At 62.8% G+C, this 25,672-nt stretch carries 29 protein-coding genes; 16 read left to right on the forward strand and 13 right to left on the reverse strand.

The window, feature by feature from the left end; translation table 11 throughout:
- Positions 1-1,377 (forward strand): class II fumarate hydratase, encoded by a 1,377-nt coding sequence (locus QSV36_RS20615; RefSeq protein WP_289133955.1) that lies wholly within the window; start codon positions 1-3, stop codon positions 1,375-1,377.
- Positions 1,378-1,430: 53 nt separating this feature from the next.
- Here the strand turns inward: QSV36_RS20615 and QSV36_RS20620 are convergent, their stop codons facing one another.
- The 10 genes from QSV36_RS20620 to QSV36_RS20665 all read right to left on the reverse strand — a co-directional run bounded on the left by QSV36_RS20620 (position 1,431) and on the right by QSV36_RS20665 (position 8,444).
- Entirely contained in the window at positions 1,431-1,703 is a 273-nt protein-coding gene (locus tag QSV36_RS20620) for an HPr family phosphocarrier protein (protein WP_225780538.1), read from the reverse strand.
- 19 nt (positions 1,704-1,722) lie between these two features.
- The gene (gene rapZ, locus QSV36_RS20625) at positions 1,723-2,577 is read right to left on the reverse strand and encodes an RNase adapter RapZ (protein ID WP_225780539.1); all 855 of its coding nucleotides are present in this window, start codon (positions 2,575-2,577) and stop codon (positions 1,723-1,725) included.
- A 2-nt stretch (positions 2,578-2,579) separates the two neighbouring features.
- Positions 2,580-3,044 (reverse strand): PTS IIA-like nitrogen regulatory protein PtsN, encoded by a 465-nt coding sequence (gene ptsN, locus QSV36_RS20630; RefSeq protein ID WP_289133956.1) that lies wholly within the window; start codon positions 3,042-3,044, stop codon positions 2,580-2,582.
- Between the two features lie 12 nt (positions 3,045-3,056).
- A complete protein-coding gene (hpf, locus tag QSV36_RS20635) occupies positions 3,057-3,365 on the reverse strand; it encodes a ribosome hibernation-promoting factor, HPF/YfiA family (protein ID WP_003255135.1) in 309 nt (102 codons plus the stop codon).
- A 79-nt stretch (positions 3,366-3,444) separates the two neighbouring features.
- Positions 3,445-4,938, reverse strand: a complete 1,494-nt coding sequence (locus QSV36_RS20640) for an RNA polymerase factor sigma-54 (RefSeq protein WP_289133958.1) — start codon at positions 4,936-4,938, stop codon at positions 3,445-3,447.
- Positions 4,939-5,114: 176 nt separating this feature from the next.
- On the reverse strand, positions 5,115-5,840 hold the full coding sequence (lptB, locus tag QSV36_RS20645) for an LPS export ABC transporter ATP-binding protein (RefSeq protein ID WP_012270657.1): 726 nt from the start codon (positions 5,838-5,840) through the stop codon (positions 5,115-5,117).
- Entirely contained in the window at positions 5,841-6,365 is a 525-nt protein-coding gene (lptA, locus tag QSV36_RS20650) for a lipopolysaccharide transport periplasmic protein LptA (protein WP_170028407.1), read from the reverse strand.
- Entirely contained in the window at positions 6,352-6,924 is a 573-nt protein-coding gene (gene lptC / locus QSV36_RS20655) for an LPS export ABC transporter periplasmic protein LptC (RefSeq protein ID WP_225780544.1), read from the reverse strand. The genes lptA and lptC overlap by 14 nt, the downstream gene beginning before the upstream one ends.
- An 8-nt stretch (positions 6,925-6,932) precedes the next feature.
- Entirely contained in the window at positions 6,933-7,457 is a 525-nt protein-coding gene (locus QSV36_RS20660; RefSeq protein ID WP_225780545.1) for a KdsC family phosphatase, read from the reverse strand.
- A 12-nt stretch (positions 7,458-7,469) separates the two neighbouring features.
- Positions 7,470-8,444: a KpsF/GutQ family sugar-phosphate isomerase gene (locus tag QSV36_RS20665; protein ID WP_289133961.1), complete on the reverse strand. Its 975-nt coding sequence runs from the start codon at positions 8,442-8,444 to the stop codon at positions 7,470-7,472.
- Between the two features lie 249 nt (positions 8,445-8,693).
- On the opposite strand from QSV36_RS20665, the gene QSV36_RS20670 reads away from it, so the two are divergent.
- The 14 genes from QSV36_RS20670 (at position 8,694) to QSV36_RS20735 (ending at position 19,791) form a co-directional block, all read left to right on the forward strand.
- Positions 8,694-9,503 carry an ATP-binding cassette domain-containing protein gene (locus QSV36_RS20670; RefSeq protein WP_289133963.1) on the forward strand — a complete coding sequence of 270 codons (810 nt, stop codon included), beginning with the start codon at positions 8,694-8,696 and terminating at the stop codon, positions 9,501-9,503.
- Positions 9,503-10,300 carry a lipid asymmetry maintenance ABC transporter permease subunit MlaE gene (gene mlaE / locus QSV36_RS20675; RefSeq protein ID WP_225780547.1) on the forward strand — a complete coding sequence of 266 codons (798 nt, stop codon included), beginning with the start codon at positions 9,503-9,505 and terminating at the stop codon, positions 10,298-10,300. Before QSV36_RS20670 ends, mlaE begins: the two co-directional genes overlap by 1 nt.
- A complete protein-coding gene (gene mlaD / locus QSV36_RS20680; RefSeq protein WP_170028411.1) occupies positions 10,300-10,785 on the forward strand; it encodes an outer membrane lipid asymmetry maintenance protein MlaD in 486 nt (161 codons plus the stop codon). Before mlaE ends, mlaD begins: the two co-directional genes overlap by 1 nt.
- A gap of 9 nt (positions 10,786-10,794) precedes the next feature.
- Positions 10,795-11,442 (forward strand): MlaC/ttg2D family ABC transporter substrate-binding protein, encoded by a 648-nt coding sequence (locus QSV36_RS20685; RefSeq protein WP_289133965.1) that lies wholly within the window; start codon positions 10,795-10,797, stop codon positions 11,440-11,442.
- Positions 11,439-11,741 (forward strand): STAS domain-containing protein, encoded by a 303-nt coding sequence (locus QSV36_RS20690; RefSeq protein ID WP_225780549.1) that lies wholly within the window; start codon positions 11,439-11,441, stop codon positions 11,739-11,741. The genes QSV36_RS20685 and QSV36_RS20690 overlap by 4 nt, the downstream gene beginning before the upstream one ends.
- A 117-nt stretch (positions 11,742-11,858) precedes the next feature.
- Entirely contained in the window at positions 11,859-12,098 is a 240-nt protein-coding gene (locus tag QSV36_RS20695) for a BolA family protein (RefSeq protein ID WP_003255121.1), read from the forward strand.
- Positions 12,099-12,121: 23 nt separating this feature from the next.
- Positions 12,122-13,387 carry a UDP-N-acetylglucosamine 1-carboxyvinyltransferase gene (gene murA / locus QSV36_RS20700; protein ID WP_225780550.1) on the forward strand — a complete coding sequence of 422 codons (1,266 nt, stop codon included), beginning with the start codon at positions 12,122-12,124 and terminating at the stop codon, positions 13,385-13,387.
- 117 nt (positions 13,388-13,504) lie between these two features.
- Positions 13,505-14,140, forward strand: coding sequence for an ATP phosphoribosyltransferase (gene hisG / locus QSV36_RS20705; RefSeq protein WP_289133968.1), 636 nt, complete (start codon positions 13,505-13,507; stop codon positions 14,138-14,140).
- 134 nt (positions 14,141-14,274) lie between these two features.
- On the forward strand, positions 14,275-15,600 hold the full coding sequence (gene hisD, locus QSV36_RS20710; RefSeq protein WP_289133970.1) for a histidinol dehydrogenase: 1,326 nt from the start codon (positions 14,275-14,277) through the stop codon (positions 15,598-15,600).
- 2 nt (positions 15,601-15,602) lie between these two features.
- Entirely contained in the window at positions 15,603-16,652 is a 1,050-nt protein-coding gene (hisC, locus tag QSV36_RS20715; RefSeq protein WP_289133972.1) for a histidinol-phosphate transaminase, read from the forward strand.
- A gap of 334 nt (positions 16,653-16,986) precedes the next feature.
- On the forward strand, positions 16,987-17,637 hold the full coding sequence (locus QSV36_RS20720) for a FadR/GntR family transcriptional regulator (protein WP_289133973.1): 651 nt from the start codon (positions 16,987-16,989) through the stop codon (positions 17,635-17,637).
- Positions 17,638-17,649: 12 nt separating this feature from the next.
- Positions 17,650-18,930, forward strand: coding sequence for a CynX/NimT family MFS transporter (locus QSV36_RS20725; RefSeq protein ID WP_289133975.1), 1,281 nt, complete (start codon positions 17,650-17,652; stop codon positions 18,928-18,930).
- Between the two features lie 98 nt (positions 18,931-19,028).
- On the forward strand, positions 19,029-19,505 hold the full coding sequence (locus QSV36_RS20730) for a nuclear transport factor 2 family protein (protein WP_289133977.1): 477 nt from the start codon (positions 19,029-19,031) through the stop codon (positions 19,503-19,505).
- Positions 19,498-19,791 carry a GIY-YIG nuclease family protein gene (locus QSV36_RS20735; protein WP_289133978.1) on the forward strand — a complete coding sequence of 98 codons (294 nt, stop codon included), beginning with the start codon at positions 19,498-19,500 and terminating at the stop codon, positions 19,789-19,791. The genes QSV36_RS20730 and QSV36_RS20735 overlap by 8 nt, the downstream gene beginning before the upstream one ends.
- 83 nt (positions 19,792-19,874) lie before the next feature.
- Here QSV36_RS20735 and yejK read toward each other — a convergent pair whose 3' ends face one another.
- Positions 19,875-20,882, reverse strand: a complete 1,008-nt coding sequence (gene yejK, locus QSV36_RS20740; RefSeq protein ID WP_289133979.1) for a nucleoid-associated protein YejK — start codon at positions 20,880-20,882, stop codon at positions 19,875-19,877.
- Between the two features lie 371 nt (positions 20,883-21,253).
- On the opposite strand from yejK, the gene QSV36_RS20745 reads away from it, so the two are divergent.
- The gene (locus tag QSV36_RS20745; protein ID WP_112250800.1) at positions 21,254-21,535 is read left to right on the forward strand and encodes an HU family DNA-binding protein; all 282 of its coding nucleotides are present in this window, start codon (positions 21,254-21,256) and stop codon (positions 21,533-21,535) included.
- A 50-nt stretch (positions 21,536-21,585) separates the two neighbouring features.
- Here the strand turns inward: QSV36_RS20745 and rlmF are convergent, their stop codons facing one another.
- Together rlmF and QSV36_RS20755 are read right to left on the reverse strand one after the other, a co-directional pair.
- Complete coding sequence (rlmF, locus tag QSV36_RS20750; protein WP_289133982.1) at positions 21,586-22,536, reverse strand: 23S rRNA (adenine(1618)-N(6))-methyltransferase RlmF; 951 nt, start codon at positions 22,534-22,536, stop codon at positions 21,586-21,588.
- A 117-nt stretch (positions 22,537-22,653) separates the two neighbouring features.
- Complete coding sequence (locus tag QSV36_RS20755; protein ID WP_289133984.1) at positions 22,654-25,500, reverse strand: valine--tRNA ligase; 2,847 nt, start codon at positions 25,498-25,500, stop codon at positions 22,654-22,656.
- Positions 25,501-25,672 lie beyond the last annotated feature (172 nt).

Raw genomic sequence — 25,672 nt, forward strand, 5'->3', positions numbered from 1 at the left:
ATGAGTGATACCCGTATCGAGCGTGACAGCATGGGCGAACTGCAGGTACCGGCCCAGGCCCTGTACGGTGCCCAGACCCAGCGCGCGGTCGACAACTTCCCGATCAGCGGCCAGCGCATGCCTGCCCAGTTCATTCGTGCGCTGCTGTTGGCCAAGGCTGCGGCGGCCAAGGCCAACGTCGAGCTGCAACAGCTGTCCTCGGCGCAGGGTGAGGCTATCGTCAGCGCCGTCGAACAACTGCTGGCGGGTGATTTCGTCCAGCACTTCCCGGTGGATGTGTTCCAGACCGGTTCCGGCACCAGCTCGAACATGAACGCCAACGAGGTGATCGCCACCTTGGCCAGCCGAACCCTGGGTGACATTGTCAGCGCCAATGACCATGTCAACTGTGGCCAGAGCAGCAATGACATCATCCCCACTACCATCCATGTCAGCGCTGCCCTGGCCCTGCACGAGCAGCTACTGCCCGCCTTGGCGCATCTGGTGCAGGTGATCGAGGTCAAGTCGAAGCAAGTGCATCAGTACGTCAAGACTGGCCGCACGCACCTGATGGATGCGATGCCAGTGCGCATGAGCCAGGTGCTGGAGGGCTGGGCTGCACAGCTCAACGGCGCCAAGGCACATATCGAAGCCACCCTGCCGAGCTTGCAGGCGTTGGCCCAGGGTGGGACCGCAGTGGGTACCGGCATCAACGCGCACCCGCAATTCGCTGCCAGCTTCGCCCGTCAGCTCAGCAGCCTGACCCGGATCGAGTTTTCCCCTGGGCAGAATCTGTTTGCCCTCATTGGCTCGCAGGACACCGCCGTAGCCCTGTCCGGCCAGCTCAAGACGGCTGCGGTGGCGTTGATGAAGATCGCCAACGACCTGCGCTGGATGAACTCCGGGCCCCTGGCCGGCCTGGGTGAGATCGAGCTGCAAGGCCTGCAGCCGGGCTCATCGATCATGCCAGGCAAGGTCAACCCGGTGATTCCGGAGGCCACCGCCATGGTCGCCGCCCAGGTGATTGGCAATGACGCCACCATCGCCATTGCTGGTCAATCCGGCAACTTCGAGCTGAATGTGATGCTGCCGGTCATTGCCCGGAACCTGCTGGAAAGCATCGAGCTGATGGCCAATGCCAGCCGCCTGCTGGCCGACAAGGCTATCGCCAGCTTCAAGGTCAACGACAGCAAACTCAAGGAGGCCCTGGCGCGCAACCCGATCCTGGTCACGGCGCTGAACCCGATCATTGGTTACCTGAAGGCCGCCGAAATCGCCAAGACTGCCTACCAGCAGGGGCGCCCGATCATCGATGTGGCGTTGGAGCATACCGATCTGTCGCGTGAGCAACTGGAAACGCTGCTGGACCCGGAGAAGCTCACCGCTGGCGGTCTCTGACCCTGCATCGCTGCCCAGGGTTGCCAGGCGTCGAGCCGCTGCCCTGGGCGGGTTTACTCGCCTTCGTCGAAGTAGTTGTTGATCAACTCCACCAGCGCTTGCATGGCTTCGTCGTCCTGATCCCCTTCGGTATGCAGGTACACCTGGGTGCCTTTGCCTGCCGCCAGCATCATTACCGCCATGATGCTCTTGCCATCCACCAGCTTGTCTGGCGCGCGGCCGACCCTGACCTGGCAGGGGAAGCGGCCGGCCACGCCGACAAACTTGGCTGCCGCCCGGGCGTGCAGCCCCAGCTTGTTGATGATGGTGATTTCACGGGCGGGCATCGTGGGGCGGATCCTTGGGCTAGAGGTCGCGGTGGCGGACCTGGACGTTTTTCAGGGATTGCTGCAGCAACTGGCCGAGGCGTTCGGTGAGGTATACCGAACGGTGGTGGCCGCCAGTGCAGCCAATGGCAATGGTTACATAGGCGCGGTTGCTGGCAGCGAAGCGGGGCAGCCACTTGAGCAGGTAGCTGGAAATGTCGTTGAACATTTCTTCGACGTCCGGCTGGGCGGCCAGGTAGTCGATCACCGGTTGCTCGAGGCCGGAATGCTCACGCAACTCGGGCTTCCAGTAGGGGTTGGGCAGGCAGCGCACGTCGAAAACCAGGTCGGCATCGACCGGCATGCCGCGCTTGAAACCGAACGACTCGACCAGGAATGCCGTGCCAGGCTCGGGCTGGTTGAGCAAGCGCAGCTTGATCGAATCTCGCAACTGGTAGAGGTTCAGGCTGGTGGTGTCGATTTTCAGGTCAGCCAGGTCGGAAATCGGCCCAAGCAGTTCGCTCTCCACGCGTATTGCCTCTGCCAGCGAACGGTCGGCATTGGTCAGCGGGTGGCGTCGGCGGGTTTCCGAAAAGCGCTTGAGCAGGGTGTCTTCGTCCGCATCCAGGAACAGTACGTCGCACTTGATATGCCGGGCGCGGGCTTCCTCGAGCAGCTCGGGGAAACGGGACAGGTGGCTGGGCAGGTTGCGTGCGTCGATCGACACGGCGACCTTGGGTTGCAGCAGCTCGGTATTGATCAGGGCATTTTCCGCCAGCTGCGGCAGCAGCCCGGCGGGCAGGTTGTCAATGCAGTAGAAGCCATGGTCTTCCAGGACGTCGAGGGCGGTGCTCTTGCCGGAGCCGGAGCGGCCGCTGACGATGATCAGGCGCATGTTCAGTGCTCGTTCTGTACGTCCAGGACAACCTGGAACAGGGCCTCGCTGCTGGTGGCCGCACGCAGGCGATCACGCACCTCCTTGCGATCAAGCATGCTGGCAATCTGGCGCAGCAGTTCCAGATGAGCATCGGTGGCGGCTTCTGGCACCAGCAGGACGAACAGCAGGTCCACCGGAGCACCATCGATGGCGTCGTAGTCGATCGGGGATTCCAGGTGCAGCAGGGCGCTGACCGGAGCTGAGCACCCGTGAAGCCGGCAGTGGGGAATGGCAATGCCATTGCCGAAACCGGTCGAGCCGAGTTTTTCCCGGGCAACCAGTTTTTCGAAGACGTCCTGCATCTCCAGTTCCGGCACTTCTGCGGAGATGATGGTGGCGACCTTTTCCAGGGCGCGCTTCTTGCTGCCTCCCGGCACGTTCACCAGGGAACGGCCGGGGGTCAGGATGGTTTCAAGTCGGATCATGGATGAGGGGGATCAGCGGGCAGCTGCACCTTGCAGCAGGCTCTGCTGTTTTTCCTTGTGTTTTTTCAGTTGGCGGTCGAGCTTGTCGGCCAAGGCATCGATCGCTGCATACATGTCTTCGTGTTCGGCGTTGGCGACCACTTCGCCGCCGGGAATCTGCAGGGTCGCCTCGACCTTCTGCTGCAGCTTCTCGACCTTCATGATGACCTGCACGTTGGTGATCTTGTCGAAGTGACTTTCCACGCGAGCGAGCTTTTCAAGCACGTAATCGCGCAGTGGCTGGGTGACTTCTACATGCTGTCCACTGATATTGACTTGCATACAGCTTCTCCTTTGTTGCCCGTGCATAAAGAGGCAGGTCTTGCACCTGCCCCACAAACGCTGTGGCGCATCTCAGGGGCTACATCAGTCGCTTGCGTTCGCTCGACGGTGCGATGCCGAGAGACTCGCGGTACTTGGCGACGGTGCGACGGGCTACCTGGATGCCTTGTGCCTCCAGTAAACCAGCGATCTTGCTGTCACTCAATGGCTTTTTCTGATTTTCCGCCGCAACCAGTTTCTTGATGATCGCGCGGATCGCCGTGGACGAGCATTCGCCGCCTTCGGAGGTACTGACGTGGCTGGAGAAAAAGTATTTCAGTTCGTAGATGCCACGCGGCGTGTGCATGTATTTCTGCGTGGTAACCCGCGAAATGGTCGACTCGTGCATGCCCACGGCCTCGGCGATGTCATGCAGTACCAGGGGTTTCATCGCTTCATCGCCGTGGTCGAGGAAGCCGCGCTGGTGCTCGACGATCTGCGTGGCCACCTTCATCAGGGTCTCGTTGCGGCTTTGCAGGCTCTTGATGAACCAGCGCGCTTCCTGCAGCTGGTTGCGCATGAAGGTGTTGTCGGCACTGGTATCGGCCCGGCGCACGAAACCGGCGTACTGCGGGTTGACGCGCAGGCGCGGGATGGCCTCCTGGTTCAGCTCCACCAGCCAGCGGTCATTGTCCTTGCGCACGATAACGTCGGGCACCACGTATTCAGGCTCGCTGGACTCGATCTGCGACCCGGGGCGCGGGTTGAGGCTCTGCACCAGCTCGATGACCTGGCGCAGCTCGTCCTCCTTGATTTTCATGCGCCGCATCAACTGGCTGTAGTCGCGGCTACCGAGCAGGTCGATGAAATCGGTGACCAGGCGCTTGGCTTCGTTCATCCACGGGGTGTTGGCTGGCAGCTGGCGCAGTTGCAGCAGCAGGCATTCGCCGAGGTTGCGAGCGCCGACGCCGGCCGGCTCGAACTGCTGGATGCGGTGCAGCACCGCTTCGACTTCGTCCAGCTCGATATCCAGCTCAGGGTCGAAACCGGCGCAGATTTCCTCGAGGGTGTCTTCCAGGTAGCCTTGGCCATTGATGCTGTCGATCAAGGTAACGGCGATCAGGCGGTCGGTATCCGACATCGGTGCCAGGTTCAGCTGCCACAGCAGGTGGCTTTGCAGGCTTTCGCCGGCCGATGTCCGCGTGGTGAAGTCCCATTCGTCATCGTCGCTGCTCGGCAGGCTACTGGCGCTGGTCTGGTAGATGTCTTCCCAGGCGGTGTCTACCGGCAGTTCGTTGGGAATGCGCTCGCTCCACTCACCGTCTTCAAGGTTGTCGGCGCTGGTGGTGCTTTCCTGGAAGCTGTTGTCCTGGACTTCGGCGGCCGGTTTGTTCTCGGCGTTGTCCGCCATCGGATCGCTGTTGTCGAAGTCGTCGCCGTCTTCCTGACGTTCGAGCATCGGGTTCGACTCCAGCGCTTCCTGGATTTCCTGTTGGAGGTCCAGGGTGGAGAGCTGGAGCAGGCGGATGGCCTGTTGCAACTGCGGCGTCATCGTCAGTTGCTGGCCCATTTTTAGGACGAGCGATGGTTTCATGGCTGGGGCTTAATACCTTGTTCGCCGGCGCGCATGCGCCATCCACTACACGGGGGCGCCGGAGCGCCAGATCAAGCAAGTTTTATGCCTTAAATTGTAGCGTTTGCCTAGAGCACCGTAACAACTTTACCCCCCAATCCAGGGCGAATTGCCAGTGCTCCAGGCGCGTGCCAGGGTCAGAGCCGGAACTCGTGGCCCAGGTAAACCTCTTTGACCAGGTCGTTGGCCAGGATGGTCTCGGCATCGCCTTCGGCGATGAGGCGGCCATCATTGACGATATAGGCGGTTTCGCAGATATCCAGGGTTTCGCGGACGTTGTGGTCGGTGATCAGCACACCGATGCCCTTGGCCTTGAGGTGGTGGATGATCTGCTTGATGTCGCCGACGGAGATCGGGTCGACACCGGCAAACGGTTCGTCCAGCAGGATGAACTTGGGTGCGGTCGCCAGTGCACGGGCAATCTCGACGCGGCGGCGTTCGCCACCGGACAGGCTCATGCCGAGGTTGTCGCGAATGTGGCTGATGTGGAACTCCTGCAGCAGGCTTTCCAGTTCCTTGCGCCGGCCTTCGCGGTCGAGGTCCTTGCGGGTCTCGAGGATCGCCATGATGTTGTCGGCCACCGACAGTTTACGGAAGATCGAGGCTTCCTGCGGCAGGTAGCCGATACCGGCGCGGGCGCGACCGTGCATGGGCTGGTGGCTGACATCGAGGTTGTCGATCAGCACGCGGCCCTGCTCGGCCTGGACCAGGCCGACGATCATGTAGAAGCAGGTGGTCTTGCCGGCGCCATTGGGGCCGAGCAGGCCGACGATCTGGCCGCTGTCGATCGACAGGCTGACGTCACGTACGACTTGCCGCCCCTTGTAGCTCTTGGCCAGGTGCTGGGCTTTGAGGGTTGCCATTTACTCGGCCTTCTTCTTGGGCTGGATCACCATGTCGATACGCTGACGCGGCGAAGTCACATTGCCACCACGACCGGCGGTCGCCACCTGGGTCTTGGTGTTGTAGACGATCTTCTCGCCTTCGGTGGTGTTGCCTTCGTTCTCGACCTTGGCGCGATCGGTGAGGACCACCATGTCCTTTTGCGCCTGGTACTGGATGGTGACCGCCCAGCCTTTCATCTTGTCCGGCTTGGCTGCGCTCTGCTGCTGCTCGAAGTAGGCCAGGTTGCCCACCGAGGTCACCACGTCGATGTCGCCGGAGGCGGAGCGGGTGATGGTCACGGTGTTGCCTTTGATCATCATCGAACCCTGGGTGATGATCACGTCGCCGGTGTAGGTGGCCACGCCCTGCTTGTCGTCCAGGTGGGCATTGTCGGCCTGGATGCGGATAGGCTGGTCACGATCATTCGGCAGGGCGAGGGCGCTCGCGCTTCCCAGTGCTGCGCTCAGGCTGAGCAAAAGGGGGAGGGTTTTAACGAGCCTCATACTGTCCTCTTACGTTAGAGAGCAAGTCCATCTTGCCTTCTTTCAAATACGCTTTCATTCCTTTACCCGTAGTCGTGCCACCGGCGCCGTCGATTCTAACGGCTTGCTCGGTCTGCGCATATTGCTTCTGCGGGAACACGGTCATGCGTGAGCTGGTAATGATGGTTTCACGCTGCTTTTCGTCGGTACGGGCCACCCGCACGTTGTCGATCAGTTCGACTTCGCTGCCGTCCGGGTTGACCTCGGCGCGGGTGCTCTGCACATGCCACGGGAACGCGGTGCCGCGGTACAGGTGCAGGTCCGGCGTGGTCAGCAGGGTGATTTCGCTGGCCTTGAGATGTTCGACCTTGTCGGCGGTCATTTCGTACTGCAGCTTGCCGTCGGGCAGGAACTGTACGCTGTGGGCGTTCACCGCATAGTAGTCGATGGCACTTTCGTCGGTCTGGGCCACCGGCTTGTCGAGGAAGCTTTCCGGGCTGACATTCCAGTAGCCGATCGCCACCAGCAGGGCGGCGATCACCGCGAGCAGCGCAATGTTGCGGGCTTTCTTGCTGAACATGGGCAGCCTTACAGGTAATTGGCGTTGGCAGCGTCCAGGGTGCCCTGGGCCTGCATGATCAGTTCGCAGAATTCACGGGCTGCGCCTTCGCCGCCGCGTGCCTGGGTCACGCCGTGGGCGTGCTGGCGAACGAATGGAGCGGCGCTGGCCACCGCCATGCCCAGGGCGACCCGGCGAATCACCGGCAGGTCGGGCAGGTCGTCGCCGAGGTAGGCCACTTGAGCATAGCTCAGGCCCAGCTCGGCGAGCAGGCCGTCAAGCACCACCAGTTTGTCCTCGCGGCCCTGATAAAGGTGCGGGATACCGAGGTTCTTCGCCCGGCGCTCGACCACCGGGGTCTTGCGCCCGCTGATGATCGCGGTGGTCACGCCCGAGGCCATGAGCATCTTGATGCCCTGGCCGTCGAGGGTGTTGAAGGTCTTGAATTCGCTGCCGTCCTCGAGGAAGTACAGGCGCCCGTCGGTGAGCACGCCGTCCACGTCGAACACTGCCAGTTTGATGTGCTTGCCGCGTTGCATGAGGTCCTGGTTCATTCCATCGCTCCTTTACATTACGCCGGCGCGCAGCAGGTCGTGCATGTTCAGGGCGCCGGTCGGGCGGTCCTCGCGGTCTACCACAACCAAGGCGCCGATCTTGTGGTCTTCCATGATCTTCAGGGCCTCGGCCGCGAGCATTTCGGCGCGGGCCGTCTTGCCGTGCACGGTCATGACCTGGTCGATCAGGGTGGTGTGGACGTCAATGTTGCGGTCCAGGCTGCGGCGCAGGTCGCCGTCGGTGAAGATCCCGGCGAGCTTGCCGTCGGCTTCGACGATCACCGTCATGCCCAGGCCTTTGCGGGACATTTCCACGAGGGCGTCCTTGAGCAGGGTGCCGCGCGGGACCTGAGGCAGTTCGTCGCCGGCGTGCATCACGTTCTCGACCTTCAGCAGCAGGCGGCGGCCCAGCGCACCACCCGGGTGCGAGAAGGCAAAGTCCTCGGCGGTGAAGCCGCGGGCCTCGAGCAGGGCGATGGCCAGGGCGTCACCGAGCACCAGCGATGCGGTGGTGGAAGAGGTGGGGGCCAGGTTCAGCGGGCAGGCCTCTTGCTCGACGCGCGCGTCGAGGTTGACCTCGGCAGCCTGGGCCAGGGGCGAGTCCGGGTTGCCGGTCAGGCTGATCAGCTTGATACCCAGGCGCTTGATCAGCGGCAGCAGGGTAACGATTTCGGCGGTGCTGCCAGAGTTCGACAGGGCGAGGATCACATCATCGCGGGTAATCATGCCCATGTCGCCATGGCTGGCTTCGGCCGGGTGCACGAAAAACGCCGGCGTACCGGTGCTGGCCAGGGTGGCGGCGATCTTGTTGCCGATGTGCCCGGACTTGCCCATGCCGACCACGACGACCCGGCCCTTGCTGGCCAGGATCAGTTCGCAGGCCTTGACGAAGTTGTCGTCGATGCGCGCCAGCAGGGCCTCTACGGCCTCGAGTTCCAGGCGCAGGGTGCGTTGGGCGGATTGGATCAGCTCGCTGGATTGGCTCATGTCGAAAAAGCAATGCCTGATGAAAAGGCGGCGATTATAGCTGCAATGAAAGAAACCCTCACGCTTTCGATTGCCGTGGTGAATCTCCCGCCTGCCTGTCACGGGCCTGAACGAGTCGTTTGCCGACCTTGGGGCGACGCTGTCAGCGGTGCTATAGTTCGCCGCTATTCGGCCCGCCAAGGGGCGCGTGTGCCTTCCAGATGGAGGCCGGCGTCCATTAGGACGAGGCTGCATCAGCAAGGAGTCTAGATGAGTGTGGATAGCGCCTACGCGGTCGAGTTGAAGGGGGTTACCTTCAAACGCGGTTCGCGCAGCATTTTCAGCAACGTCGACATTCGCATCCCGCGCGGCAAGGTCACCGGTATCATGGGGCCATCGGGGTGCGGCAAAACCACGTTGCTGCGCCTGATGGGCGCGCAGTTGCGCCCTTCCAGCGGTGAGGTCTGGGTGGCCGGGCAGAACCTGCCGACCCTGTCGCGCAGCGATCTGTTCGACGCCCGCAAGCAGATGGGGGTGCTGTTCCAGAGCGGCGCGCTGTTCACCGACCTGGATGTGTTCGAGAACGTCGCGTTCCCGTTGCGCGTGCACACCCGGTTGCCGGACGAAATGATCCGCGACATCGTGCTGATGAAGCTGCAGGCCGTGGGCCTGCGCGGTGCCATCGACCTGATGCCGGACGAGCTGTCCGGTGGCATGAAGCGCCGGGTAGCGCTGGCCCGGGCGATTGCCCTGGACCCGCAGATTCTCATGTACGACGAACCGTTCGTCGGTCAGGACCCGATCGCCATGGGCGTACTGGTGCGCCTGATCCGCCTGCTCAACGATGCGCTGGGCATCACCAGCATCGTGGTCTCCCACGACCTGGCGGAAACCGCCAGCATCGCCGACTACATCTATGTGGTGGGTGACGGCCAGGTGCTGGGCCAGGGTACTCCTGACGAGCTGATGGGGTCGGATAACCCGCGCATTCGCCAGTTCATGAAGGGCGACCCGGACGGCCCGGTTCCTTTCCACTTTCCCGCGCCTGACTACCGCGCCGACCTGCTGGGGGCGCGTTGATGCGCAGAAAATCCTTACTCGAACGTGTGCGCCTGCTTGGGCGTTCGGCAATCGACGTGCTGGCGGTGCTGGGGCGTTCCTGCCTGTTCCTGTTCCATGCCCTGGTCGGCCGTGGCGGCATCGGTGGCGGCCTCCAGCTGCTGACCCGGCAGTTGTACTCGGTAGGCGTGTTGTCGCTGGCGATCATTGTCGTGTCCGGCGTGTTCATCGGCATGGTGCTGGCGCTGCAGGGCTACAGCATCCTGACCAAGTACGGCTCGGAACAGGCGGTGGGGCAGATGGTTGCCCTGACCCTGCTGCGTGAGCTCGGCCCGGTAGTGACCGCCTTGCTGTTCGCCGGCCGTGCCGGTTCCGCGCTGACCGCTGAAATCGGCAACATGAAATCGACCGAGCAGCTGTCGAGCCTGGAAATGATCGGCGTCGACCCGCTCAAGTACATCGTCGCACCGCGCCTGTGGGCCGGTTTCATCTCGCTGCCGTTGCTGGCGCTGATCTTCAGCGTGGTCGGCATCTGGGGTGGCTCGTGGGTCGCCGTGGACTGGCTGGGCGTCTACGAGGGCTCGTTCTGGGCCAACATGCAGAACAGTGTTTCGTTCACCGACGACGTGCTCAACGGGCTGGTCAAGAGCCTGGTATTTGCCTTCGTCACGACCTGGATCGCCGTATTCCAGGGGTACGACTGTGAGCCCACCTCAGAAGGGATCAGCCGTGCCACCACCAAGACCGTGGTCTATGCCTCGTTGGCAGTGCTGGGTCTGGACTTTATTCTGACCGCCTTGATGTTTGGAGATTTCTGATGCAAAACCGCACCCTGGAAATCGGTGTCGGCCTGTTCCTCCTGGCCGGGATCCTGGCGCTGCTGCTGCTGGCCCTGCGTGTCAGCGGCCTGTCGGCCAGCCCGAGCAGCGATACCTATAAAGTTTATGCGTACTTCGACAATATCGCCGGTTTGACGGTCAGAGCTAAAGTGACCATGGCCGGTGTGACCATCGGCAAGGTGACCGCCATCGACCTGGATCGTGATTCCTACACCGGTCGGGTGACGTTGCAGCTGGACAAGTCGGTGGACAACCTGCCGGTCGACTCCACTGCCTCGATCCTGACTGCCGGGCTGCTGGGCGAGAAGTACATCGGCATCAGCGTGGGGGGTGAAGAACAGGTGCTGAAGGATGGCGCAACCATCCATGACACCCAGTCGGCCCTGGTGCTGGAAGATCTGATTGGCAAGTTCCTGCTCAACTCCGTTGGCAAGGAACCGAAAGAAGCGCAACCGGCTAATTAAGGAGTTTCCATGATTTCGATCCTGCGACGTGGCCTGCTGGTCCTGCTGGCGGCCTTCCCCCTGATGGCAATGGCCGCGCAGTCGCCGCACGACGTGGTGCAGAGCACCACCAACGAGCTGCTGGGTGAGCTCAAGGCCAACAAGGAGCAGTACAAGACCAACCCGCAAGCTTTCTACGACACCCTCGACCGGATCCTCGCGCCCGTGGTCGATGCCGACGGTATTTCCAAAAGCATCATGACCGTCAAGTACTCGCGCAAGGCCACCCCCGAGCAGATGCAGCGCTTCCAGGAAAACTTCAAACGCAGCCTGTTCCAGTTCTACGGTAACGCGCTGCTGGAGTACAACAACCAGGGTATCGTCGTGGACCCGGCCAAGGCCGATGATGGCAAGCGCGCCTCCGTAGGCATGAAGGTCACCGGCAACAATGGTGCTGTTTACCCGGTGCAGTACACCCTGGAAAACATCGGCGGCGAATGGAAGGTGCGTAACGTGATCGTCAATGGCATCAACATCGGCAAGCTGTTCCGCGACCAGTTTGCCGACGCCATGCAGCGCAACGGCGGCGACCTGGACAAGACCATCGACGGCTGGGCCGGTGAAGTGGCCAAGGCCAAGCAGGCCGCCGACAATTCGCCAGAGAAGACCGTGAAATGAGTGAGGCCGCTGTTAGCATGGCCGAGCCGGGCGTACTGCACCTGGCCGGTGTGCTGGACTACCGCAGCGGGCCGGCCCTGCGCAAGCAGGGCAAGGCGCTGATCGGCGCCTGCCGCGAGGCACAGCTGGTGCTCGATTGCTCGGCGGTGCAGCGTTCCACCAGTGTCGGCCTGTCCTTGCTGCTGGCCTTCGTGCGTGATGCCCAGGCCGCTGGCAAGGGCTGCCAGGTGCGCAACATGCCTGACGACATGCGCGAAATTGCCGAGGTCTATGACCTCGACGAAGTGCTGGCAACCTGATGCTGCGACAGGAATGATGGCCCCTCGGTCAGCGAAGCCCTCGTTGGGCTTCGCAGGCGAGGGGCTTTTTTGTATGATGGCCGACCCGTGCGCATCGGGCGCCGATTGAGGTTGAGCATGCAGGCCGTAGAAGTTAAAAGCTTCCTTGAAGAGAAATTGCCGGGTTCCCGGGTCGAAGTTGAAGGCGAAGGCTGCAACTTCCAGTTGAACGTGATCAGCGACGAGTTGGCTGGCCTGAGCCCGGTCAAACGCCAGCAGGCGATCTATGCTCACCTGAATCCGTGGATCGCCAATGGCAGCATCCATGCGGTAACCATGAAATTTTTCAGCAGCGCAGCCTGGGCTGAGCGCACCTGAGCCAACGTGGCGGCGAGATTCCAATGGACAAACTGATTATTACTGGCGGCGCTCGCCTTGATGGCGAGATCCGCATTTCGGGCGCGAAGAACGCAGCCCTGCCGATCCTGGCGGCGACCCTGCTGGCTGACGGCCCGGTCACCGTAGGCAACCTGCCACACCTGCACGACATCACTACCATGATCGAGCTGTTCGGGCGCATGGGCATCGAGCCTGTGATCGACGAAAAGCTGGCGGTCGAGATCGACCCGCGCACCATCAAGACCCTGGTCGCACCGTACGAACTGGTCAAAACCATGCGCGCCTCGATCCTGGTGCTGGGCCCGATGGTCGCCCGCTTCGGCGAGGCCGAGGTGGCCCTGCCGGGCGGTTGCGCCATCGGCTCGCGGCCGGTCGACCTGCACATCCGTGGCCTCGAAGCCATGGGCGCGAAGATCGAAGTGGAAGGCGGCTACATCAAGGCCAAGGCGCCTGAAGGTGGCCTGCGCGGTGCGCACTTCTTCTTCGACACCGTCAGCGTGACTGGTACCGAGAACATCATGATGGCCGCGGCCCTGGCCAAGGGCCGCAGCGTGCTGCAGAACGCCGCGCGCGAGCCGGAAGTGGTCGACCTGGCCAACTTCATCAACGCCATGGGCGGCAAGATCCAGGGCGCCGGTACCGACACCATCGTCATCGATGGCGTCGAGCGCCTGGCTTCGGCCAGCTATCGGGTGATGCCGGACCGTATCGAGACCGGTACCTACCTGGTTGCCGCTGCCGTGACCGGTGGCCGCGTCAAGGTCAAGGACACCGACCCGACCATCCTCGAAGCGGTCCTGGAAAAGCTCAAGGAAGCCGGCGCCGACATCAATACCGGCGAAGACTGGATCGAGCTGGACATGCATGGCAAGCGGCCGAAAGCCGTCAACCTGCGTACCGCCCCGTACCCGGCATTCCCGACCGACATGCAGGCGCAGTTCATCTCGCTCAACGCCATTGCCGAAGGCACCGGCGCCGTGATCGAGACGATCTTCGAAAACCGTTTCATGCACGTCTACGAAATGCACCGCATGGGCGCGCAGATCCAGGTCGAAGGCAACACCGCGATCGTGACCGGCGTGAAAGCGCTCAAGGGCGCCCCGGTCATGGCCACCGACCTGCGCGCTTCCGCCAGCCTGGTGCTGTCGGCCCTGGTTGCCGAAGGCGATACGCTGATCGACCGCATCTACCACATCGACCGTGGTTACGAGTGCATCGAGGAAAAACTGCAGATGCTGGGCGCGAAGATCCGTCGCGTACCGGGCTAGTCGTCTGCCTGCCCAGGCAGGGTAGCGGCCAACCCGCTCCATGCCTGGGCCTGATGAATTGAATGCGGTCGGGCTTGTGGCCCGACCGGCAGTAGCCGCTTGAGGACCGACGTTCCAATGTTGACCATCGCGCTTTCCAAAGGCCGTATTCTCGACGATACCCTGCCGCTGCTGGCGGAAGCCGGTATCGTGCCGACCGAGAACCCGGACAAGAGCCGCAAACTGATCATCCCCACCACGCAGGACGATGTGCGCCTGCTGATCGTGCGTGCCACCGACGTGCCGACCTATGTCGAGCATGGTGCCGCCGACATGGGTGTGGCCGGCAAGGACGTGCTGATGGAGTACGGCGGCCAGGGCCTGTACGAGCCCCTGGACCTGCAGATTGCCCGTTGCAAGCTGATGACCGCTGGCGTAGTCGGCGCACCCGAGCCCAAGGGCCGTCTGCGCGTGGCTACCAAGTTCGTCAACGTAGCCAAGCGCTACTACGCCGAACAGGGTCGTCAGGTCGACATCATCAAGCTGTATGGCTCGATGGAGCTGGCGCCGCTGATCAACCTCGCCGACAAGATCATCGACGTGGTCGACACCGGCAACACCCTGCGTGCCAACGGCCTGGAACCGCAGGAACTGATCGCCACGATCAGCTCGCGCCTGGTGGTCAACAAGGCCTCCATGAAAATGCAGCACGCCCGTATCCAGAGCCTGATCGACACGCTGCGCGGAGCGGTCGAATCGCGACACCGCGGTTGACTCACTACCTCCTGCGCGCGGCCTTCGTTGTCGCGCCCGTCTATCCGCGTCATAGCCATTTTTCTCAGGTGCCCGCGCGGATGGACTGGTAGCCTAGGGCGCCTGAGCATTCGCCAATAATCGAGGCCCTCGCCATGACCGTGTCCACTGCAATTGCCCGTCTCAACGCCGCTGATCCGGATTTCGCCCGACATCTGGATCATCTGCTGAGCTGGGAAAGTGTGTCCGATGACGCGGTCAACCAACGCGTGCTCGACATCATCAAGGCTGTGCGCGAGCGCGGCGATGCGGCGCTGGTGGAGTTCACCCAGCGTTTCGATGGTGTGGATGCCAAGTCGATCGACGACCTGATCCTCAAGCGCGACCGCCTGGAACTGGCCCTGACCCGTATTACCCCGGCCCAGCGCGAAGCCCTGGAAAAGGCCGCCAACCGTGTGCGCCTGTACCACGAGCGGCAGAAGCAGGACTCCTGGCAGTACACCGAAGCCGACGGCACCGTGCTCGGTCAGAAGGTCACCCCGCTGGACCGCGCCGGCCTGTACGTGCCGGGCGGCAAGGCGTCGTACCCGTCGTCGGTGCTGATGAATGCCATCCCGGCCAAGGTTGCCGGCGTGGCCGAAGTGGTCATGGTGGTGCCGACCCCGCGTGGCGAGGTCAACGAGCTGGTGCTGGCGGCAGCCTGCATCGCCGGTGTCGACCGGGTATTCACCGTTGGTGGCGCCCAGGCCGTCGCCGCGCTGGCCTACGGTACCGAGAGCGTGCCGCAGGTGGACAAGATCGTCGGCCCTGGCAACATCTACGTCGCCACCGCCAAGCGCCACGTATTCGGCCAGGTGGGCATCGACATGATCGCCGGCCCATCGGAAATCCTCGTGGTATGTGACGGGCAGACCGACCCGGACTGGATCGCCATGGACCTGTTCTCCCAGGCCGAGCACGACGAAGACGCCCAGGCGATCCTGGTCAGCCCGGATGCCGCGTTCCTCGACCGTGTTGCCGCCAGCATCGACAAGTTGCTGCCGACCATGGAGCGTGCCGCGATCATCGAAAAATCGATCAATGGCCGTGGTGCGCTGATCCAGGTGCGCGACATGCAGCAGGCCATCGAAGTGGCCAACCGCATCGCACCAGAGCACCTGGAGCTGTCGGTAGCCGACCCGCAGGCCTGGTTGCCGCACATCCGCCACGCGGGTGCGATCTTCATGGGCCGCCACACCAGCGAAGCGCTCGGCGACTACTGCGCCGGCCCCAACCACGTACTGCCTACTTCCGGTACCGCGCGGTTCTCGTCGCCATTGGGGGTATATGACTTCCAGAAGCGTTCGTCGATCATCTTCTGCTCCGAGCAGGGCGCGTCCGAACTGGGTCACACCGCTTCGGTCCTGGCCCGTGGCGAGTCGCTGACCGCCCACGCCCGCAGCGCTGAATACCGTATCCTGACCCAACAGAAGGGGAACTGAGCATGAGTCGATTCTGGAGCCCCTTCGTCAAGGACCTGGTGCCTTACGTACCGGGCGAGCAACCCAAGCTGGCGCGTCTGGTCAAGCTGAACACCAACGAGAACCCCTATGGTCCGTCGCCCAAGGCGCTGGAAGCCATGCGTGGCGAGCTGAACGACAACCTGCGCCTGTACCCGGACCCGAACAGTGACCGCCTGAAGCAGGCGGTGGCCGAGTACTACGGCGTGACCCCGGCGCAGGTATTCGTCGGCAACGGCTCGGACGAGGTGCTGGCGCACATCTTCCACGGCCTGTTCCAGCACGCTCGCGGTCCGTTGTTGTTCCCCGATGTCAGCTACAGCTTCTACCCGGTGTATTGCGGCCTGTATGGCATCCCGTTCGAGCAGGTGGCGCTGGATGAGCAGTTCCAGATTCGCATTGCTGACTACAACAAGCCCAACGCCGGGATCATCTTCCCCAACCCTAACGCACCGACCGGCTGCCTGCTGCCGCTGCAGGCGATCGAGCAGTTGCTGCAAGCCAACCGCGATTCGGTGGTGGTGGTGGACGAAGCCTACATCGACTTCGGCGGTGAGACGGCCATCAGCCTGGTGGACCGCTACGACAACCTGCTGGTGACCCAGACCCTGTCGAAGTCACGTTCGCTCGCCGGTTTGCGTGTGGGCCTGGCAGTCGGCCACCCGGACCTGATAGAGGCACTGGAGCGGATCAAGAACAGCTTCAACTCCTACCCGCTTGACCGCATGGCGATCGTGGGTGCTGCGGCTGCTTTCGAGGACAAGGCCTATTTCCAGGCAACCTGCCGCAAGGTAATCGACAGCCGTGAAGCCTTGGTGGAGCAGCTGGTTGGCAAGGGCTTCGAGGTGTTGCCATCGGCGGCCAACTTCATCTTTGCCCGCCACCCGCAACACGATGCGGCGCAACTGGCTGCGCGCCTGCGTGAGCAAGGTGTGATCGTGCGCCACTTCAAGCAAGCGCGCATTGCCCAGTTCCTGCGTATCACCATTGGCACGCCGGAAATGAACCAGGCGTTGCTCGATGCGTTGAACTGAGCCGGGGTTCTGCAGGAGTGGAGACATCCGCTCCTGCGGGACGGCCCGTTCAGTACCTGATTTAATCGATATCCATTCGCGCGCTGGCTGGCCGTGTGCGCACCGCGACCGGTGTGTCATCGAGCTCGGGCACGTAGTCGGGGGCCTGTGGCATGCCCTGCGATCGCTCCACTGCCTCGGGTTGGCCGGGGTATTGCCTAGCCCAGGGATTGCGCAGCGACCTGCTGATCATTCAGGCCGCTTTCGCGCAGGTTGTTGGAAAAGCCGGATGAATTGCCATGCGCAGGGCTTTCCTTTAATCTCCAAAAATTCATCGGATGATTGGTTGACTCAAATGAACAGCGAATTGGCCAAGCGTTCATTGGTCGAACTTGCCGTCGAGCGTATGCGCGAACGCATCCTCCAGGGTGACTGGCAAATCGGCCAACGTTTGCCCACCGAACCGGTGCTGGCTGTAGAGCTGGGCATCAGTCGCAACACCGTGCGTGAGGCCATGCGGGTGTTGGCTTTCAGCGGCCTGGTGGAAATTCGCCAAGGTGATGGCAGTTACTTGCGCACGGCCCACGACCCGCTGCAGGCCGTGCAGGCGATGGCACGCTGCTCACCTGAACATGCCCGTGAAACCCGCCACATTCTGGAAGCAGAGGCTATCGGCCTGGCCGCGCTGCGGCGTACCGATGCCGACCTGCAGGCCTTGCGTGATGCGCTGACGCTCAGTGCCGGGCACTTTCATGGGGATGTTACGGCCTACGTGGCCTGCGACCTGGTGTTCCACCAACGGCTGGTCGATGCCGCCCACAACCCGGCACTCAGCGAGTTGTATCGCTACTTTTCCGGGGTGGTGGCTGCTGCGCTGCAGCACAACATGACTACCGTTCCGCGCTGCCAGGCCACGTTCGACCTGCACGGGCAGATTCTCGAGGCCATCGAGCAACGCGACGCGGAGCGGGCCAAGCGCCTGAGCCGTACCCTCATCGAATCCTGACCTGAGAACGCCATGGCTGAATCCATCACCCGTAATACCCCGCCACCTGAGCGAGATCTCGATGAGCTGCTGATCGATGCCGAGGCTGACGACGAGCAGGTCCAACAACAGTCCGTGCCGCTGCGGCGGCCGTGGCTGCTGTTGCTCGGCCTGGTGCTGGTGGCGCTGAACCTGCGCCCGGCGTTGTCGAGCATGGCGCCGGTGCTTGGCCAGGTGTCCGCAGGCCTGGGGCTGAACGCCTCGCTGGCTGGTTTGCTGACCACCTTGCCAGTGCTGTGCCTGGGCCTGTTCGCCCCGTTGGCGCCAGTGCTGGCGCGTCGCTTCGGCAGTGAGCGGGTGATCCTCGGCATCCTCGCCAGCTTGGCGCTGGGCATCGTGGTACGCAGTAGCTTCGGTGCTATCGGCGTGTTCCTCGGCAGCCTGATGGCCGGGGCCAGCATCGGCATCATCGGCGTGCTGTTGCCGGGTATCGTCAAGCGTGACTTCCCGCAGCATGCCGGCACGCTGACCGGCGTATACACCATGGCGCTATGCCTGGGTGCAGCCATGGCAGCGGGGGCTACCGTTCCTCTGACGCAGCACTTCGACGGCAGTTGGCCGCTGGGGCTGGGCTTCTGGGCGGTACCGGCGTTACTGGCCATGCTGGTCTGGTTGCCCCAGGCACGCCAGGGGCATGGCTTGCACAAGGTGGCCTACCGTGTGCGCGGTCTGTGGCGTGATCCCTTGGCCTGGCAGGTTACGTTGTACATGGGGTTGCAGTCGTCGCTGGCCTACATCGTGTTCGGCTGGTTGCCGTCGATTCTGATTGGCCGGGGTCTGAGCCCGACCGAGGCGGGGTTGGTGCTGTCGGGTTCGGTGATCGTGCAGTTGGTCAGTTCGCTCAGTGCGCCGTGGTTGGCCACGCGCGGCAAGGACCAGCGGCTGGCGATCGTGCTGGTCATGCTGATTACCCTGGCCGGCCTGTTCGGTTGCCTGTATGCACCGATTTCCGGGCTGTGGGGCTGGGCGGTACTGCTGGGCCTGGGGCAGGGCGGTACCTTCGCCCTGGCATTGACCTTGATCGTCCTGCGTTCGAAAGACGCCCATGTGGCGGCCAACCTGTCGAGCATGGCCCAAGGGGTGGGTTATACCCTGGCGTCGATGGGGCCGTTTGCGGTGGGGTTGGTGCATGACCTGAGCGGGGGCTGGGCCGCCGTGGGCTGGATCTTTGCCGTGCTGGGGGTTGGCGCCATCGTGTTCGGGCTGGGCGCTGGGCGGGCTTTGCATGTGCAGGTGGCCAGCGAGAAGGTTTGAAGGTGGACCTTGCCAGTACCAGCCTCATCGCGGGTACTGGTATAAGCCTGTGGGGCAGATTATCGTGCTGCTTTCGACCCCAGGACGGACCAGCCCTCATGAGCGACGCCAACCGCGAACTCATCACCCGCTTCTACCAGGCCTTCCAGCGCCTTGACGCCGAGGCCATGGTGGCCTGCTACAGCGACGATATCGTCTTCAGCGACCCGGTATTCGGTACCTTGCGCGGCAAGGACGCGGGTGACATGTGGCGGATGCTCACCACCCGGGCCAAGGATTTCACCCTGACGTTCGACGGCGTGCGCGCCGATGAGCGCAGTGGTGGCGCGCACTGGGTCGCCACCTACCTGTTCAGCCAGACCGGCCGCACCGTGGTCAACGATATCCAGGCGCGTTTCCTGATCCGCGATGGGCTGATCTGCCAGCATGACGACACGTTTGATCTGTGGCGCTGGTCGCGGCAGGCACTGGGTATCCCCGGGGTGTTGCTGGGATGGTCGCCGTTGTTGCAGAACAAGGTGCGCCTGCAGGCATTCAAGGGCTTGCGCGGGTTCCAGCAGGCCAAAGGTGAGTGACGTCGTCGAAACCAGCGCTGGCAAACCCTGGTATGTGTATCTGGTCAGGGCTGCCAATGGTTCGCTGTATTGCGGCATCAGCGATGATCCGCAACGGCGCTTTCTGGCACACCAGAAAGGGCAGGGGGCACGTTATTTCAAGACCAGCCCGGCCCAGGCGCTGGTGTATGTTGAGCAATGGCCGGACAAAGGCGAGGCGTTGCGCCAGGAGCGGCTGGTGAAGCGCCTGCGCAAGTCGGCGAAGGAGGCGTTGGTCGCCGCCTATGGCAGCGCTTCTGCGTCCTAGGGCCGCTTCGCGGGCCATGGCGACACAAGGCCGCTCCTTGTATCTCGACTTTCGCCTCGCAAGAGGCAGCCCTAGCAGCGCCTTCAGTCCTTGCGCCGCTTCAGCTGGTCCACCAGGGCGGTCGGCAGTCCCTTGATGATCAAGGTTCCGGCCGCTTCGTCATACTCCACCCTGTCCCCCAGCAGGTGCGCTTCGAAGCTGATCGACAGCCCTTCGGCACGTCCGGTGAAGCGACGGAACTGGTTGAGGGTGCGTTTGTCCGCAGGAATTTCCGGTGACAGGCCGTAATCCTTGTTGCGGATGTGGTCGTAGAACGCCTTCGGCCGGTCCTCGTCGATCAGGCTGGACAGCTCTTCCAGGGTCACTGGCTCGCCCAGCTTGGTCTGGGTGGTGGCGTAGTCCACCAGGGTCTGGGTCTTCTCGCGGGCGGCCTCCTCCGGCAGGTCTTCGCTCTCGACGAAGTCACTGAAGGCCTTGAGCAGGGTGCGGGTTTCGCCCGGGCCGTCGACACCTTCCTGGCAACCGATGAAATCGCGGAAGTAGTCGGAAACTTTCTTGCCGTTCTTGCCCTTGATGAACGAGATGTACTGCCTGGAGTTCTGGTTGTTCTGCCATTCCGACAGGTTGATGCGCGCCGCCAGGTGCAACTGCCCGAGGTCAAGGTGACGCGAAGGCGTCACATCGAGTTCGGCGTTCACCGCCACGCCTTCGCTATGGTGCAGCAGGGCGATCGCCAGGTACTCGGTCATGCCTTGCTGGTAATGGGCAAACAGGATGTGGCCGCCGGTGGACAGGTTGGACTCTTCCATCAGCTTCTGCAGGTGCTCAACGGCTACGCGGCTGAAGGCGGTGAAATCCTTTTCTTCGTCCAGGTACTGCTTCAGCCAGCCGCTAAGCGGGTAGGCGCCTGACTCACCGTGAAAGAAACCCCAGGCCTTGCCTTGCTTGGCGTTGTAGCTGTCATTGAGGTCGGCCAGCAGGTTTTCGATGGCATCGGAGGCGGCCAGCTCGGAATCGCGGGCATGCAGTACGGCGGGGCTGCCATCAGGCTTTTTGTCGATCAGGTGAACGATGCAATGACGGATTGGCATGGAATTCTCGGCGGGCTGCAAAAGGTGCCAAGTTTACCCCAGACACCAGGTGATGCAGTGGCCGGATGTTGGCAGAAATGCCGGTTGTTCGTTTTTTGTCCAGATTTGTGCGTTTAAGGCGAAAACCCCCGAAAAACCTGCATTAAAACGAAGTGCGCAGCGGATATTTATCCGTTCCTGTGGTAGCTTTGCGCGGTCTTGCGCCCTGCATGTGGCGCATTGCTGGCAACGTGCTGCCGACGTGTCGAACCAAACGCCGATTTACGTATCTACATACGCGATTGGCGCGGCCCTCCACTTTCAGGGGCTGGCCCGATAACGTCGTTAGCCCGCTGCATAACCATCGAATTTGATAGGGAAGGAACACCACCATGGCATTGACCAAAGACCAACTGATTGCCGACATCGCCGAATCGATCGCCGCGCCAAAAGCCACCGCCAAGAACGCTCTGGAGCAACTGGGCCAGATCGTTGCCGACCAGCTGGAAAACGGCGCTGAAATCACTCTGCCAGGCATCGGCAAGCTGAAAGTCACCGAGCGTCCTGCCCGTACCGGCCGCAACCCTTCGACTGGCGCTGCCATCGAAATCGCTGCCAAGAAAGTCGTCAAGTTCGTTCCGGCCAAAGTGCTGACCGACGCCATCAACAAGTAATTGTTGAAGCTTTGACGAAACCGCGCCCGGCTTGCCCGGGCGCGGTTTTTTCATGCCTGTTGTTTACGCCCGGCGTGCCAGGCCTGGCGCCCCGCCTCGTCGAGGAAGCTCCAGGCAACCATGCGGCTCTGTTTCTGCCCCTGGCCCATTTCGGTAACGCGCACGGCCTTGGCGCCGGCCTTTTTCAGCGCGGCCTCGATCCCTGGCAGGTTGCTGGCCTTGGACACCAGGCTGGTGAACCACAGCACGCGTTCTGCGTACTGGACGCTTTCGCCAACCAGTTGAGTGACAAAGCGGATCTCGCCACCTTCGCACCACAGTTCATTGTTCTGGCCACCGAAGTTCAGCACCGGCAATTTGCGCTTGGGGTCCTGCTTGCCGAGGTTCTTCCACTTGCGCTGGCTGCCGCGGGTGGCTTCGTCACGCGAGGCGTGGAAGGGTGGGTTGCACAGGGTCAGGTCAAAGCGCTCGTCCTCCTGCAGCAGGCCGCTGAGGATGTGGGCACGGTTGGCCTGGTGGCGCAGGGTGATGGCCTTGTCCAGGCGGTTGGCCTGAACGATGGCCTTGGCCGAGGCCAGGGCCACCGGGTCGATGTCCGAACCGAGAAAGCGCCAGCGGTAGTCGCTGTGGCCGAGCAGCGGGTAGATGCAGTTGGCACCGACGCCGATGTCCAGTACGCGAACCTGCGCGCCCTTGGGGATCTCGCCGGCATTGTCGTCGGCCAACAGGTCGGCGGCGACATGGAGGTAGTCGGCGCGGCCGGGGATCGGCGGGCACAGGTAGTCGGCCGGGATGTCCCAGTGCTGGATGCCGTATTGGGCCTTGAGCAGGGCCCGGTTGAAAACCCGCACGGCTTCGGGGTTGGCAAAGTCGATGCTGGGTTTGCCATAAGGGTTGGTGATGGTGAAGCGCGCCAGGTCGGGGAGGGCTTTGATCAGGCTGGGAAAGTCGTAGCGGCCCTGGTGGCGGTTGCGTGGGTGCAGGGTGGGTTTCTGGGTCATCGTTGGGTCCTGAAAAGCATCGCCGGCAAGCCGGCTCCCACAGCTGTAGTGCTGTCTGAGGGAGCCGGCTTGCCGGCGAAGGGCTGCGAAGCAGCCCGCTTATGGCTTCACTCTTGATTACAGCGCAGCAATCCGCGCGTGCTGTTCGGTGAAGTTGGCCAGGGCCTGTTCGGACTCGGCCAGCTTGGCGCGTTCCTTCTCGATCACCGCAGGCGGAGCCTTGTCGACGAAGGCTGCGTTGGACAGCTTGCCGCCCACGCGTGCCACTTCACCTTGCAGGCGCTGGATCTCCTTGTTCAGGCGCGCCAGCTCGGCATCCTTGTCGATCAGCCCGGCCATCGGCACCAGCACCTGCAGGTCACCGACCAGGGCTGTGGCCGACAGTGGAGCTTCGTCAGCATCGCCCAGTACGGTGAACGACTCGACCTTGGCCAGCTTCTTCAGCAGGGCTTCGTTTTCCTGCAGGCGACGCTGGTCATCGGCGTTGGCGTTCTTCAGGAACAGCGGCAGCGGCTTGCCCGGGCCGATGTTCATCTCGGCGCGGATGTTGCGCAGGCCCACCATCAGCTCCTTGAGCCATTCGATGTCGCCTTCGGCGGCCGGGTCGATGCGGCTTTCATTGGCCACTGGCCATGGCTGCAGCATGATGGTCTTGCCGCTGATGCCCGCCAGCGGCGCGATGCGCTGCCAGATTTCTTCGGTGATGAACGGCATGAACGGATGCGCCAGGCGCAGTGCTACTTCCAGCACACGGACCAAGGTGCGGCGGGTGCCACGGGCGCGCTCGACCGGTGCGTTCTCGTCCCACAATACCGGCTTGGACAATTCCAGGTACCAGTCGCAGTACTGGTTCCAGATGAATTCATACAGTGCCTGGCTGGCCAGGTCGAAGCGGAACTGCTCCAGCTGGCGGGTCACTTCGGCTTCGGTGCGCTGCAGCTGCGAGATGATCCAGCGGTCGGCCAGCGACAGCTCGACGGCTTCGCCGTTCTGGCCGCAGTCCTCGCCCTTGTCCAGCACGTAGCGGGCGGCGTTCCAGATCTTGTTGCAGAAGTTGCGGTAGCCTTCGACGCGGCCCATGTCGAACTTGATGTCGCGGCCGGTGGAGGCCAGCGAGCAGAAGGTGAAGCGCAGGGCATCGGTGCCGTAGCTGGCAATACCTTCCGGGAACTCGGCCTTGGTCTGCTTGGCGATCTTCTCGGCCAGCTTTGGCTGCATCATGCCGCTGGTGCGTTTTTCCAGCAGCGCGTCGAGGGTGATGCCGTCGACGATATCCAGCGGGTCCAGCACGTTGCCCTTGGACTTGGACATCTTCTGGCCCTGGCCGTCACGCACCAGGCCGTGCACGTACACGGTCTTGAACGGTACCTGCGGGGTGCCGTCCTCGTTCTTGATCAGGTGCATGGTCAGCATGATCATGCGCGCAACCCAGAAGAAGATGATGTCGAAGCCGGTCACCAGCACATCGGTGGAGTGGAACTTCTTGAGGAACTCGGTCTGCTCCGGCCAGCCCAGGGTGGAGAAGGTCCACAAGCCCGAACTGAACCAGGTGTCGAGCACGTCGTCGTCCTGGCGCAGGGCAACGTCGGCGCCCAGGTTGTGCTTGGCGCGCACTTCTTCCTCGTTGCGGCCGACATAGACCTGGCCGGCCTCGTCGTACCACGCCGGGATGCGATGGCCCCACCACAGCTGACGGCTGATGCACCAGTCCTGGATGTCGCGCATCCAGGAGAAGTACATGTTCTCGTATTGCTTGGGCACGAACTGGATGCGGCCATCTTCCACGGCGGCGATGGCAGGTTCTGCCAGCGGCTTGGTGGAAACGTACCACTGGTCGGTCAGCCACGGCTCGATGACGGTGCCCGAACGGTCGCCTTTCGGCACCTTCAGGGCGTGGTCATCGATGCTCACCAGCAGGCCCTGGGCGTCCAGGTCGGCGACGATCTGTTTACGCGCGACGAAGCGGTCGAGGTTGGCGTACTGGGCCGGCAGGCGGGTGTCGACCTGCTCGTTGACGCTGCCGTCGAGGTTGAAGGCCTGAGCGCTGGCCAGCACGAAGGCGTTCTTGTCAAAGATGTTCAGCAGCGGCAGGTTGTGGCGCTTGCCGACTTCGTAGTCGTTGAAATCGTGGGCCGGGGTGATCTTCACGCAACCGGTACCGAACTCGGGGTCGCAGTAATCGTCGGCGATGATCGGAATGCGACGGCCGACCAGCGGCAGTTCGACGAACTTGCCGATCAGCGCCTGGTAGCGCTCGTCGTTCGGGTTGACCGCCACGGCGGCGTCACCCAGCAGGGTTTCCGGACGGGTGGTGGCGACAACCAGGTAATCCTTGCCTTCGGCGGTCTTGGCGCCGTCGGCCAGCGGGTAGCGCAGGTTCCACAGGTGGCCCTTCTCGTCGTGGTTTTCCACTTCGAGGTCGGAGATGGCCGTGTGCAGCTTGGTGTCCCAGTTGACCAGGCGCTTGCCGCGGTAGATCAGGCCGTCCTCGTGCAGGCGCACGAAGGCTTCCTTGACCGCTTCGGACAGGCCCTCGTCCATGGTGAAGCGCTCGCGGCTCCAGTCCACCGACGAGCCCAGGCGGCGGATCTGTCGGCTGATGTTGCCGCCCGACTGGTCCTTCCATTCCCAGACCTTTTCCAGGAACTTTTCGCGGCCCAGGTCATGCCGGTTCTGGCCCTTGGCCTCGAGCTGGCGCTCGACCAGCATCTGGGTGGCGATACCGGCATGGTCGGTGCCGGGCTGCCACAGGGTGTCGCGGCCTTGCATGCGGCGGAAACGGATCAGGGCATCCATGATCGCGTTGTTGAAGCCGTGGCCCATGTGCAGGCTGCCGGTCACGTTCGGCGGCGGGATCATGATGGTGTAGGACTCGCCTGCACCTTGTGGGGCGAAATAGTTCTCGGACTCCCAGGTGTTGTACCAGGAAGTTTCGATGGCGTGCGGCTGGTAGGTCTTATCCATGCGCGGCGGGACCCTGTGCATTTATTCGGGAAAGCCGGGAAGTATAACCAAGCTGGGGGCCGCAGGCGACAAGCTGCTGACAACTGACGGAACCGTGGCGCCTGCTTCGCGGGCACGCCCGCTCCCACAGGTACGGTGCATGTCTCGAAGCTTGCACCGTACCTGTGGGAGC

The sequence above is a fragment of the Pseudomonas sp. BCRC 81390 genome (assembly GCF_030341915.1).
Lineage (GTDB): Bacteria > Pseudomonadota > Gammaproteobacteria > Pseudomonadales > Pseudomonadaceae > Aquipseudomonas.